The organism is Sporosarcina sp. SAFN-015 (assembly GCF_059415085.1).
In genome coordinates this window covers 61,377-73,576 of the sequence record NZ_JBPFDR010000012.1, presented here as the reverse complement: position 1 = coordinate 73,576, position 12,200 = coordinate 61,377, and the positions used below count along the sequence as shown (strand labels likewise).

The window sequence follows — 12,200 nt, the reverse complement described above, 5'->3', positions numbered from 1 at the left end:
AAATCATCTGTATATTTAACCATAATAAAACACCCCAAAAGTTAGATTTTCAACTCTAACTTTTGGGGTGCACTTCATAATACCAAGGATGTTTTTTTCAGTTTTTCATTTTCGGATCGAGCGCGTCTCTTAAGCCGTCTCCCATCAAGTTGAAACCTAACACTGTCAGCATAATGGAGAGCCCAGGAAATATCATCGTCCATGGAGCAGATTGCAAATAAGACTTTGAATCGGCGAGCATTTTTCCCCATTCCGGCTGTGGCGCCTGTGCACCTAGTCCAAGAAACCCGAGCGCTGCCGCTTCTAGAATGGCAGTTGCAATCGCCAGCGTCCCTTGCACGATAACCGGTGCCATTGAATTCGGAAGGATATGTGAGAATAAAATTCGTGCATCTTTCATTCCGATTGCCTTAGCAGACATAATATATTCATCTTCCTTGATGCTTAGCACTTTGGACCGTATCAATCGGCCAAAATTCGGTACGTTAATGATTGCAATGGCAATCAGTGCATTTTCAAGCCCTGGCCCTAATACCGAAACGATAGCGATTGCTAGCAGGATCGATGGAAATGCAAGCATAATATCGAAGATCCTAGAAATGATCGTATCTGTCCATCTTCCATAATAGCCTGCCACGATTCCTAAAAAACTACCGACGATGACCGAGGCGATGACGGACAGAAATCCAACAGAAAGTGAAATTCTTGCCCCATGAATAATGCGCGACAAAATGTCCCTGCCGAAATCATCTGTCCCAAGCCAATATTCGGCTGAAGGCGGCTGAAGCCGATCGGCGGCCATCTGCTCATTGATTCCTTCTTTTGCAATGAAAGGTCCAAAAATGGCAAGAAGCACGAAAAAGAGGATAATGATCATTCCTGCAACCGCCACTTTGCTTTTTCTAAAGCTCCGCCAAGCCTCTCGCCACGGACCAGTCGACTTGTCGATTTCCGCTTCTACAATTCCATCCATTTTAGGCGTAAGTTCAGACATATCCCATTCCCCCTTCCTCAGTCATATTTAATCCTCGAATCAATCAGACCATAGAGCAAGTCAACGATCAGATTAATCATGACAAAGATGAAGGCGACAACGAGAATCCCAGACTGGATGACGGGATAATCCCGGAAGTTGATGGCATCGTATATATACCGTCCTATTCCCGGCCACGCAAAGATCGTCTCGGTCAAAATAGCTCCGCCAAGCAGCATGCCCATTTGCAGACCAATAATCGTCAATACTGGAATAACTGCATTTTTGAAAGCATGCTTGTAAACGACCCAAAACATTTTCTGCCCCTTCGCCCGAGCAGTTCGGATGTAATCGGAGCGCATCACTTCGAGCATGCTTGAGCGTGTCATCCTTGCGATAATCGCCATCGGTATCGTCGCCAATGCAATTCCCGGTAATACAAGGTGTCGCAGCACTTGCCATAACTGGTCGAATCGACCTTGGATAATTGTGTCGATTACGTAAAGATGGGTAATTGCATTTACCGGATCCCTCACCTGCTCCCTACCAGTCGTTGGCAGCCAGCTGAACTCGATTGCAAACGCCCATTGTCCTAAAAGACCAAGCCAAAAAATTGGCATTGAAACGCCGACGAGCGCCAAAATCATCGCTATGTAGTCAAACCATGAGTTTTGGAACCATGCCGAAATAATGCCCGCATTAACACCTACAATAATAGCGATTACTATTGCAAAAAAAGCGAGTTCCATCGTCGCGGCCAAATGCGGCCAAATTTCATCGGCCACCGGAAGCCGCGTGCGCATCGACTCTCCGAGATCCCCTTGCAAGATTCCACCTAAATACTTGAAGAATTGTATATACCACGGTTGGTCCAACCCTAATTTCGCATTCATCGCTGCGACCGCTTCCGCAGTTGCCTGCTGCCCTAAAATGACTTGGGCCGGGTTGCCGGGAATCGCCCGGATCATCATGAATACGATGAAAACCATTCCGAGAAGGACAGGTATTAACTGCAATAACCTTCTACCGACGTAACTGAGCATACGATCACCTCACTGATTCCGATTACCTATCCATTCACACGAAGCATCAATAGGAAAAGGGGGAAATCAAACGACTCCCCCTTACTGTTCAATGCAAAGTGAAAAGTGGATCCATTATTTGAATTCTACGTTCGATAACAGATCTGAACCTGTTGGATGCGGAACGAATCCAGTTAAATCCTTAGCTGCCGCAAGAAGCGGAGTAGAGTGGGCGATTGGAACCCAAGGCGCCTCTTCATGAATAATCTCCTGTGCTTTTTTATAAAGCTCAATACGCTTATCCTCATCTACTTCCGTTTGAGCTTCAATGAACAGATCATGCATTTCATCGTTTTTGAAATACGTATAGTTGTTGCTGCCGATATTATCTTCATCCAAAAGAACATAAAGGAAGTTGTCGGCATCTCCATTATCTCCAGTCCAGCCAAGCATGAAAGCATCCGCTTCCCCTTTGCTCGCTTTATCGAGATATGTCGGCCATTCATATGAAACAATTTTCGCCTTCACGCCAATATCCGCCAAATTGCTTTGAATTACTTCAGCTACTTTTGCACCATCTGGCATATATGGACGAGGGACAGGCATTGCCCATAGTTCCATTTCAAATCCGTCTGGGTAACCTGCTTGTGCTAATAGTTCTTTCGCTTTTTCCGGGTTGTATTCATATCCTTCAATATCATCGTTATAGCCTGAAATGGAAGGCGGCATTGGGTTTTTCGCGATATTGGCTCTTCCTTCGAAGAATGATTCAATGATTGTTTCCTTATCGATTGCATAGTTCATCGCCTGACGCACTTCTTTTTTATCAAAAGGAGGGCGCGTCACCGTCAATCCAAGATAGCCGACGTTCATAGACGGACGTTCAATCAATTGAAGATCAGCATTCTCTTCAATTTTTTTGCCATCTGCAGGATTAATTCCGTCTGCAAGATCGATTTCCCCGGCAATTAATGCATTCAAACGAGCGGAGTTATCAGGAATGGAACGGAATATGACTTTTTCCAATTTCGGTAATCCTTCTTGCCAATATTCATCGAATTTTTCAATCGTAATCGTTTCATTCGGTTTCCATTCAACAAACTTGAATGGACCTGTACCGACAGGATTTCTTTCAAACTGATCATCACCCTTTTCGAACGCAGTCGGGCTTGCAATCGCGAACATGCTCATCGCAATGTTTTTCAAAAACGGAGCCTGTTCCCGTTTCAATTTAATGATGACCGTATAATCTCCGTCTGCAGTGACCGAATCTATGACATGGCCTTCATCACCTTTGAATCCGCCGAACATGGAGTTATAATACGGGAACTTTTCCGCATCACCGTTCGCCCAGCGTTCAAAGTTCTTTACGACCGCATCCGCATTGAAATCCGTACCATCATGGAATTTAACGCCTTCCTGCAACTTGAATGTATACGTCAAACCGTCATCCGTATTCCACTCTTTCGCGAGTCCCGGTTGAATAGTCGTATCTTCCTCACCGAAATTTAATAATGTCTCAAACAGATTGACTGTAACTTTGAACGTTTCGCCTTCCGTCACCCTTGATGGATCGAGTGAAGTAGAGTCGCCACCGCGCCCGAAGACTAATGTATCTTTTGAGCTCCCACTGCTTCCACTGTTCCCACAGGCTGCGAGCACAGTTGACAGAACTAGCATTAGTAGCAACGCAGCTGACCACATTCTCTTTTTATTCATAGAGACCCCTCCAATTGTTTTATATCATTGTCGACCTGACCTACGTAAAGGTGGCAGGCGACAGAATGACCGGTAGTTTGTTCCGTAAGTTGCGGAGTGACTTTTGTGCAAATATCCATCTTGAACGGGCAACGTGTATGGAATGTACACCCGGTTGGCGGGTCCGCCGGATTGGGGATGTCTCCTTCTATGATGATCTGTTCCTTCTGAAAATCCGGGTCCGGCACTGGCACAGCAGATAACAACGCTTGGGTGTAAGGATGGAGCGGTTTTTCATATAACTGCTCACTATCCGCAACTTCTACCATCTTCCCTAAATACATGACAGCGACCCGATCGCTAATATGCCGGACGACCCCGAGATCATGGGCGATGAATATATAAGTCAGATTGAACTCCTTTTGGAGATCTTGCATTAAATTCAATACTTGAGCTTGAATCGAAACGTCCAATGCGGAAACAGGCTCATCCGCAATGATCAGCTTCGGATTCGTCATCAAAGCGCGCGCAATGCCAATCCTCTGCCGTTGACCGCCGCTAAATTGATGCGGATAGCGCTTCGCGTGATATGCATTCAACCCTACAATCTCCAAAAACTCATGAACCTTTTTCTTCCTTTCCTTCGGGTCAGACACTCCATGGACGATCAACGGCTCCTCCAAAATCTTGCCAATCGTATGGCGTGGATTCAACGATGCATAAGGATCCTGGAATACCATCTGAATATCACGCCGTGTTTTTCTCATCTCTTCCTGGCTTAATGAAGTAAGATCTTTTCCGTCAAATTCGATATCTCCTTCTGTCGGTTCCAGCAAGCGCATGAGCACACGCCCTGTCGTCGACTTCCCGCATCCGCTTTCGCCGACAATTCCGAGGGTTTCCCCTTCATTTACATAAAATGAGACATCATCGACCGCTTTCACATAACCGACCGTTTTGCCGAACATCCCTTTTTTAATAGGAAAGTGTTTTTTCAAGTTTTCAACTTTCAATAAAGGCGTTTTGGACATCCGGCTTCACTCCTCCTTCGTCATATAGGAAACAACGTGTCTGATGGACGTCGGTTGTTTCATAGAGCTCTGGATTTTCCTTTCGGCATCGATCGAACGCAAACTCGCATCGCGCAGCGAATCTGCAGCCGTTCGTTATCGAACCGGGCTTTGGGACATTCCCCGGGATGGAATGAAGTCGATCTTTCTTAAAGCGCATATCCGGTACAGACTGAATGAGACCTTTCGTATACGGATGCTGAGGATCTTCAAAAATGATCTTTGTCGGCGCCTCTTCTATGATCTGTCCTGCATACATAACAACGACCCGCTCACAAGTTTCTGCGACAACTCCAAGATCATGAGTAATCAATAATATGGCGGTCCCTAAACGGACATTCAAATCTTTCATCAATTTCAATATTTGCGCTTGAATCGTCACGTCGAGCGCTGTTGTCGGTTCATCCGCTATCAATATTTTCGGATTGCAGACAAGTGCCATTGCAATCATGACCCTTTGCCGCATGCCTCCGGACAATTGATGCGGGTATTCTTTCAACAATGCATCGGCACGCGGCAATCCAACCAGCCGCAACATTTCAATGGCCCTTTCCTCCGCCTTCTTTTTCGACCATCCCTTTTCATGGATCAGAATCGCTTCGACCATTTGATTACCGATTGTAAATAACGGATTCAGCGAAGTCATAGGCTCCTGAAAAATCATTGCTATGTCATTCCCGCGGATTTGCCTCATATCTTTCTCTGTTAGGCCAATCAAATTGCGGCCGTTATATATGATTTCGCCTCCGGTAATTTTCCCAGGAGGACTTGGCACGAGCCCCATAACAGAGAGAGAGGTCACACTTTTCCCGCATCCCGATTCCCCTACAATCCCTAAAATCTCGCCATCCCGGAGATGAAAATCAATGTGATCAACCGCCGGAATATTTCCGGAGTCTGTGAAAAAGGTAGTCTGCAAGTCGTTTACCTCAAGAATTTTCTTTCTTTCCTTCATCAGATCACCTTTTCATTTTTCGTGTTTTCAGAAACGTTAGATTATAACTATTATACTTTCTATTAGGAAAAAGGCAATATGCAATTTTAATAGAGGAAACAACAGGGTTTTGAGCGCGGGGCAGCTCGCCGTGAGCTCGGAGCGGCTTGCTTTAGGACGCGATTGCCGAATGGCAGAACAAAAAAAGCTACCGGGTCAACTCCCGGTAGCTTCACTTTTATAATGATTGAACTTGAAACAGATTGTAGTAAATGCCTTTTTGTGCCATAAGTTCTCCATGGCTTCCGGCTTCTTTCAACTCTCCATGATCGATGACGAAGATTTTGTCTGCGTGTGTGATTGTCGATAGCCTATGTGCCACAATTACAGTTGTTCTGTCACTCGCCAGACGTTCAAGTGATTCTTGGATGAGCGCTTCACTTTCAAGGTCCAAAGCGGAAGTTGCTTCATCTAAAATAAGGAGTGGTGGATTTTTCAAGAATACGCGTGCAATGGCGATCCGCTGTTTCTGCCCGCCCGATAATTTAACGCCACGCTCTCCGACTGTCGTATTATAACCTTCCGGCAATAATTCGATGAAGTCATGGGCGTTCGCAGCTTTGGCGGCAGCAATTACTTCTTCATCCGTTGCTTCTGGATTTCCCATCAATATATTGCTCTTGACGGAATCGCTAAAGAGGATGCTGTCTTGTAGAACGAGTCCGATTTGGTCACGCAACGATTTCAATTGAACGTCTCGCAAATCATAGCCGTCAATGCGGATCGACCCCGCCGTCACATCATAAAATCGAGGAATCAGACTGACAATCGTCGACTTTCCTCCACCGCTCATTCCAACTAGCGCAACTGTCTCACCTGGTTTTACCGTGAAATTCACATCATTTAATACGGACTCATCATCTTCCCCATATGAAAAACCGACATGTTCGAATTGGATTTCCCCTTCGATTCGCGGCAACGGTTTTGCGCCCGCTTTATCTTTAATATCGTAAGGTTCTTCCATCAGTTCAAATACACGGTCCATCGAAGCGAATGATTGCGTCAACGATGTCGAAGCATTGACCAATCGTCTCAACGGGTTGTACAAACGATCTATGTACGCGATGAATGCAACCATAACACCGACCGATAACGAGCCGTTGATTACTTGATAGCCTGCATAAGCAATTACAAGCAAAGGAGCGACATCGGTTATTGTATTGACGACTGCAAATGCTTTCGCATTCCACCTCGTATGATCGAGCGCCTTATCAAGAAAATTGCCGTTCGTTTCGTCAAACCGATCCTGTTCCTTGTCCTCAAGCGCAAAACTTTTAATGACGCTTATACCCGTCACACGTTCATGCAAATAACTTTGTACATCGGCAAGCGCCTGCGAACGCTTCCTTGTCAAATCCCTCAGCTTCCCGAAGAAATGCTTCACACTGTAAGCATAAAAAGGGAATGCGAGCAAGGTGACGATTGTCAACGGAACGTCCATCGTCAACATGATGCAAGTTGCGATGATGATTGTTGCCAAATCAAGCCACACATTCATCAGACCGATCGTGACAAAATTCTTCGTCTGTTCAACGTCATTAATGACTCGTGAAATGACTTCTCCTGCCCTCGTATTGGAATAATAGCGAAGTCCGAGCCTTTGCAAATGCCCATACAGATTTTCACGAATATCATATAAGATTTTATTGCTGACATATTGTGCAAAATATTGTCGATAATATTCAACGGGCGGCCTGATGATGAAAAACAGCAATACGGTTCCTCCGAGCCATAAAAAAAGCTGCTTTGTCTTCTCCGCGTCGGTTAGCATGTCCGCGCCGATAATATCGTCAATGACAATTTTAATTAAATAGGGAATGAACAAAGGAATTGCAAATTTCACGACACCAATTAAAATCGTCAAGATGATTTGCCAATTATACGGCTTTACAAATTTTAAATATCTTTTAATACTCTCTCCCATTCTCATCCTCCTTCTTTAACAATAAAAAGCCCAACTGCATAAACGCAGACAGGCTCTCATTAATCGTTTTTCTTTACCTGTTTATGGAATTGGTATCTTGACGTCCACACTTCGATGAAATCCGGTGCAAATGGACCTTTGCGCTGTTTAATCCACATAAGGAGCTTATCGAGATTGCGCTTCAATATTTGATCGATCACTTCTGGATAATTCATCTTCTTTTTATGATCATCATATTCATCCTCATCCAGGATTAAATAACTCATATCAGGAAACACTTTCACATCGAGGTCGTAGTCGATATATTTCAGTGAATGATTGTCATAAACGAAGGGAGAACTCATATTCACGTAATAATAAACTCCATCTTCCCGAAGCATGCAAATGATATTAAACCAATGCTCGGCATGGAAATAACAGATCGAAGGCTCCCTCGTCAACCATGTTCGGCCATCTGCTTCTGTTACTAGCGTCCGTTCATTCGCCCCAATTACAATATTGCGGGTCCCCTTCAACACGGTTGTTTCCTGCCAGACTCGATGAATATTGCCATCATGCTTATAACTATGTACTTGTATCGTTTCGCCTTCTTTCGGTATTGTCATCCGTAAAACCACCTTTATGTTTCGAAAACCTCAATATTCGTACATTATACCAATTGGCCGATCAAATTTAAAATGTTTACCCTTCTGCTAGCGCATAAAAAAACCGGCAGCTTTAGCTGCCGGCCGGTGATGTCCATCCATTATTTCGATTGACTTCCGAAACCACCAGCTGCACCAGAAGTGTTTGTTTTGTTCATTTCTGATTGCTGGTTTTGTTGGCGAACTTCGTTCACGTCTGTTTCAGATCCAAACTCTTCAGACATGATTTCCTGTTTTACTTTGTTTGGGTCTGTGAACGAAGCTTGCTGTTTTTGTTGGTTAAAGTTGTTTCGATTTTTGTTGGCCATGGATTTTCACCTCCGTAACCAATATGATGTTCAAAGCATCCCGTTTTATTCTCGAGATTTTTTAAAAGGTTAATCGATTTTTCGCTTCTTCCCAAATTCTTATGACGGGAACCGCTTTTGGCAATGATTCGACTTCTTCCGTCGAAAAGAACATATAGCCTTCAGGCGCGGCATCATCCGTCACCGTCAAATAGCTTTTCATTTCCCATGTCAGATGTGAAAAAATATGGTTGAATTCAATCAACGGCGTAAATGATCCGGTTTTCATTCCAAATTCGTTTTTGACAATCTCCTCTAAAGGGCGATCACTATTTTCCACTATCGGAAATTCCCACATATTTGCCAACAACCCTTTCGGAGGTCTTTGCTTTAATAGCCACTTCCCTTCGGCATTCCGGATAGCAAATGATAGCAAAGGCACTGTCTTCATCTTCACTTTTTTGGATTTCACCGGCAATTCCTCCTGCCTGCCTTCATGGAAAGCTGTGCAGAAATCACGAACCGGACATAATAGACATCTTGGTCTTGGGGTGCAAATTGTCGCTCCGAGTTCCATTAAACCTTGATTGAAGGACGAAGGATCTTCCTTATCAATTAACGCCATGACAACTTCTTCGAAAAGTTTTCGAGTTTTTGGGATCGCGATATCTTCTTCAATTAATAAAATACGTGATAATACTCTCATTACATTTCCGTCAACTGCATGCTCCGGAACTCCAAAGGCAATACTGAGTACAGCGCCTGCCGTATACGGACCGACGCCTTTTAGTTTGGAAATGTCTTTTCTGTTCTCAGGAATCCGGCTTCCATATTCAGCTACAACTTCTTTCACGCCAGCTTGCAAATTCCGGGCGCGTGAATAATATCCGAGGCCTTCCCACATTTTCAACACATCTTCTTCCTTTGCTTCAGCCAAATCTGCAAGCGTCGGAAATTTCCCGATAAAACGTTCATAATAAGGGATGACTGTTTCTACTCGTGTCTGTTGAAGCATCACTTCTGATACCCATATATAATAAGGATTTGACGTCCTTCTCCACGGCAGATCCCTCTTCTCTTCCAAATACCAACTGATTAAAGCTTTCCTGAATTCACTTTCAAGTTTCCGTTCAAATAGTTGCATGAAGTCCTCCGTTTTGCATATGCTTTTCGTTAATGAAAAATTGGGTATATACTAAATGAATAAAGATTGTTTTGCCATTTCAGAGGCGATGTAAAGGAGTGATTTGTTTGGATACCGGAACACATATTGTCATGGGTGCCGCCGTATGCGGTTTGACATTGGCGGATCCAGTCGTTGCCTCAGATTCAGTTACGATGACTGCGGTATTTATCGGAGTCGTATCTGGCTCGCTAATACCCGATGTTGATACTGTCCTTAAATTGAGGAATAATGCGGTTTATATACGGAATCATCGCGGGATTACTCATTCGGTGCCTGCAGTTCTGCTTTGGCCGCTCGTCATCTCAGTTTTGCTCTCGTTCATTTTCCCTGAAGCCGCATTTTATCATCTATGGGCTTGGACGTTTTTAGCGGTGTTTTTGCATGTCTTTGTGGATATTTTCAACGCATATGGAACGCAAGCGCTACGTCCATTTTCCAATCAATGGGTCGCCCTCGGAGTCATTAATACGTTTGACCCAATCATTTTCGCGTTGCATATTATCGCTATTCTTGCATGGATAATCGGTACTGAACCTGTTTTGACATTCACGCTTTTGTATATCGTCGTTTTCTTTTACTATCTGCTACGATTTGCTGTTAAAGCAGCAGTGAAACATGCTGTCCGCAATACGATTCCGGATGCTGACGATATATTCATCGCGCCAACGATGCATTTCTTTCAGTGGCGGGTTGCTGCTTCCAATAAGGAATGCCACTATGTCGGACGTGCATATGGACGTTCCGTCAATATATACGACAGATTCAAACGCGAACCGATGCCAAAATCTCCATATATCGATGCGGCAATGGAAGATAAGAACATACAGGCTTTCGTATCATTTTCTCCTATTTACAGATGGTCCGTTTCCTATGTTGGAGATTTGTACGAAGTCCGCCTCATCGATTTGCGCTATCGGAGCAAGAGTTATTATCCGTTCGTCGCTGTCGCCCATATTAATGAAGAAATGGAAGTCATCAATTCGTATACAGGATGGATTTTCTCAGAAGACAAACTCCGGAAAAAACTCAATTTTATTCCTAATTCTTAACAAAAGCTAAGGGCGCCTGCTCAGAGGCGACGGGCATAAGGCGAATATACGGAGTGGCGCTCTTTGCCACGAAGTATATTTGACTTATGACCCCGAGACTCTGGCGCCCGGAGTCTAGACGTAAACATCATACAAAAGCTTGCCGGAATTTCGGCAAGCTTTGCTTTTTATTTGCCTGTTTTTACCGATTGAAGCATCGCGATCGGCAACGCCTCTTCCGCACGTTCTCCACCTAAACGGTATCCCCATGCAAACCGGCCTTTCAAATAGTCGACATGGAAAAAGACTCCTTCGTCTCCTTCAATTTTGTAAATTTCACCAGGAATGATTGTCGACGGGTCAATCATGTATGACTTCGCCATTAGCGCCTTGCGTTGGTAAACGGCATACTCATTAATAATTCCTAGCTGCTCCGCCTTGCGCGCCTTCTCCATAAGTCTCCCTATTTCAGATCGTAACTCATGTTCGTTCATATCACTATATTTTTTAGTCTCCATCTTCTTCGTTCTCCTTTTTTTCGATGAAACTGTCTATTCGTTCAAATGGAATACCTTTTTGGTACATCGCTTGTTTTACACGTTTCTTTAATTCATATCCCGAATACTTCGACTGATAACGGCGCCAGGCCTTTTCGCCGACGCTGCTAATAATTGAATCCCATTCGTCTTCATCTCTGCCGAAATCGATTTCTTCCATCACACGGCTGATCAATTCAAAAGAAAACCCTTTTCGGGCAAGCGCATTTTGAATTTTTTGCTTTAGTTGTGTGGGTGCGATTGAGCTATTTGACCTCGCCGCCTTTTCAGCTAGCTTTTTCGCGACTGCGAATTGTTCTTCCTCTGAATAGTTTTCGAGCACTTGCTGCTGCAACTCCTTCCCGACCCCTTTTTTCTGCAATTCCTGCTGGATCGCTTTTGGACCTTTGTTTGATGCGTTTTTCTGAGTTTGCAGCAACGCTTCGGAAAATGCCTCGTCGTTCAGGAAGCCGAGCCTTCTTAATTTGACGATTGCTTCTAGGACAACTGCTTCCCCGAATTCCAAATCGAGCAGTTTCTTTTTCACTTCAAATTCGCTTCGCATTCTGAAGGATAAGTAGTGAAGAGCTCGATTGAATGCTTTTTCAATTTGGTCTTCGTATGTGATTTCATCCATCGACCATTCGTCGAGTTGCATTCCTTTTGTGAGTCCGAACTTGACGAGGACGGATTCATGGACGCTGAATGCATATGTTTCATCTAGGAATATATTATAACGTTCGCTATCACGTTTTTGTTGTGTTATTTTCGTAATAACAGGCAAATCTTTTCGACCTCCCTCGCTATCTATCAGTATACATGTTCTCATCAAGGAGGT

The 12,200-nt window shown here is 44.2% G+C and carries 12 protein-coding genes; 1 reads left to right on the top strand and 11 read right to left on the bottom strand.

Translation table 11 applies throughout. The features are described from left to right. Positions 1-97: 97 nt before the first annotated feature. From nikC to mutY, 9 genes are all read right to left on the bottom strand, one after another. On the bottom strand, positions 98-994 hold the full coding sequence (gene nikC / locus ACR65H_RS17275) for a nickel transporter permease (RefSeq protein ID WP_440502020.1): 897 nt from the start codon (positions 992-994) through the stop codon (positions 98-100). Between the two features lie 17 nt (positions 995-1,011). Beyond that, a complete protein-coding gene (locus ACR65H_RS17270) occupies positions 1,012-2,016 on the bottom strand; it encodes an ABC transporter permease (RefSeq protein WP_440502019.1) in 1,005 nt (334 codons plus the stop codon). A 114-nt stretch (positions 2,017-2,130) separates the two neighbouring features. Beyond that, the gene (locus tag ACR65H_RS17265; RefSeq protein WP_440502018.1) at positions 2,131-3,714 is read right to left on the bottom strand and encodes an ABC transporter substrate-binding protein; all 1,584 of its coding nucleotides are present in this window, start codon (positions 3,712-3,714) and stop codon (positions 2,131-2,133) included. Beyond that, positions 3,711-4,724 carry an ABC transporter ATP-binding protein gene (locus tag ACR65H_RS17260; protein WP_440502017.1) on the bottom strand — a complete coding sequence of 338 codons (1,014 nt, stop codon included), beginning with the start codon at positions 4,722-4,724 and terminating at the stop codon, positions 3,711-3,713. Before ACR65H_RS17260 ends, ACR65H_RS17265 begins: the two co-directional genes overlap by 4 nt. Continuing rightward, complete coding sequence (locus ACR65H_RS17255; protein WP_440502016.1) at positions 4,696-5,718, bottom strand: ABC transporter ATP-binding protein; 1,023 nt, start codon at positions 5,716-5,718, stop codon at positions 4,696-4,698. The genes ACR65H_RS17260 and ACR65H_RS17255 overlap by 29 nt, the downstream gene beginning before the upstream one ends. Before the next feature lie 217 nt (positions 5,719-5,935). Further along, positions 5,936-7,681, bottom strand: coding sequence for an ABC transporter ATP-binding protein (locus tag ACR65H_RS17250; RefSeq protein WP_440502014.1), 1,746 nt, complete (start codon positions 7,679-7,681; stop codon positions 5,936-5,938). Positions 7,682-7,740: 59 nt separating this feature from the next. Further along, on the bottom strand, positions 7,741-8,286 hold the full coding sequence (ntdP, locus tag ACR65H_RS17245) for a nucleoside tri-diphosphate phosphatase (RefSeq protein ID WP_440502012.1): 546 nt from the start codon (positions 8,284-8,286) through the stop codon (positions 7,741-7,743). Between the two features lie 140 nt (positions 8,287-8,426). Then, positions 8,427-8,633: a gamma-type small acid-soluble spore protein gene (locus tag ACR65H_RS17240; RefSeq protein WP_440502010.1), complete on the bottom strand. Its 207-nt coding sequence runs from the start codon at positions 8,631-8,633 to the stop codon at positions 8,427-8,429. A 61-nt stretch (positions 8,634-8,694) separates the two neighbouring features. Continuing rightward, positions 8,695-9,756, bottom strand: coding sequence for an A/G-specific adenine glycosylase (gene mutY, locus ACR65H_RS17235; RefSeq protein ID WP_440502008.1), 1,062 nt, complete (start codon positions 9,754-9,756; stop codon positions 8,695-8,697). A 107-nt stretch (positions 9,757-9,863) separates the two neighbouring features. Here mutY and ACR65H_RS17230 point away from each other — a divergent pair, with 107 nt between their 5' ends. Beyond that, positions 9,864-10,847 (top strand): metal-dependent hydrolase, encoded by a 984-nt coding sequence (locus ACR65H_RS17230; RefSeq protein ID WP_440502006.1) that lies wholly within the window; start codon positions 9,864-9,866, stop codon positions 10,845-10,847. Between the two features lie 167 nt (positions 10,848-11,014). Here the strand turns inward: ACR65H_RS17230 and ACR65H_RS17225 are convergent, their stop codons facing one another. Together ACR65H_RS17225 and recX are read right to left on the bottom strand one after the other, a co-directional pair. After that, the gene (locus tag ACR65H_RS17225; RefSeq protein ID WP_440502004.1) at positions 11,015-11,344 is read right to left on the bottom strand and encodes a YfhH family protein; all 330 of its coding nucleotides are present in this window, start codon (positions 11,342-11,344) and stop codon (positions 11,015-11,017) included. Next, positions 11,334-12,146, bottom strand: a complete 813-nt coding sequence (recX, locus tag ACR65H_RS17220) for a recombination regulator RecX (protein ID WP_440502002.1) — start codon at positions 12,144-12,146, stop codon at positions 11,334-11,336. Before recX ends, ACR65H_RS17225 begins: the two co-directional genes overlap by 11 nt. Between the last annotated feature and the right edge of the window lie 54 nt (positions 12,147-12,200).

Excerpts from the sequence above, each read along its gene's own strand:
- nikC (WP_440502020.1), bottom strand. The coding sequence starts at position 994 with ATGTCTGAACTTACGCCTAAAATGGATGGAATTGTAGAAGCGGAAATC.
- ACR65H_RS17270 (WP_440502019.1), bottom strand. The coding sequence starts at position 2,016 with ATGCTCAGTTACGTCGGTAGAAGGTTATTGCAGTTAATACCTGTCCTT.
- ACR65H_RS17265 (WP_440502018.1), bottom strand. The coding sequence starts at position 3,714 with ATGAATAAAAAGAGAATGTGGTCAGCTGCGTTGCTACTAATGCTAGTT.
- ACR65H_RS17260 (WP_440502017.1), bottom strand. The coding sequence starts at position 4,724 with ATGTCCAAAACGCCTTTATTGAAAGTTGAAAACTTGAAAAAACACTTT.
- ACR65H_RS17255 (WP_440502016.1), bottom strand. The coding sequence starts at position 5,718 with ATGAAGGAAAGAAAGAAAATTCTTGAGGTAAACGACTTGCAGACTACC.
- ACR65H_RS17250 (WP_440502014.1), bottom strand. The coding sequence starts at position 7,681 with ATGGGAGAGAGTATTAAAAGATATTTAAAATTTGTAAAGCCGTATAAT.
- ntdP (WP_440502012.1), bottom strand. The coding sequence starts at position 8,286 with ATGACAATACCGAAAGAAGGCGAAACGATACAAGTACATAGTTATAAG.
- ACR65H_RS17240 (WP_440502010.1), bottom strand. The coding sequence starts at position 8,633 with ATGGCCAACAAAAATCGAAACAACTTTAACCAACAAAAACAGCAAGCT.
- mutY (WP_440502008.1), bottom strand. The coding sequence starts at position 9,756 with ATGCAACTATTTGAACGGAAACTTGAAAGTGAATTCAGGAAAGCTTTA.
- ACR65H_RS17225 (WP_440502004.1), bottom strand. The coding sequence starts at position 11,344 with ATGGAGACTAAAAAATATAGTGATATGAACGAACATGAGTTACGATCT.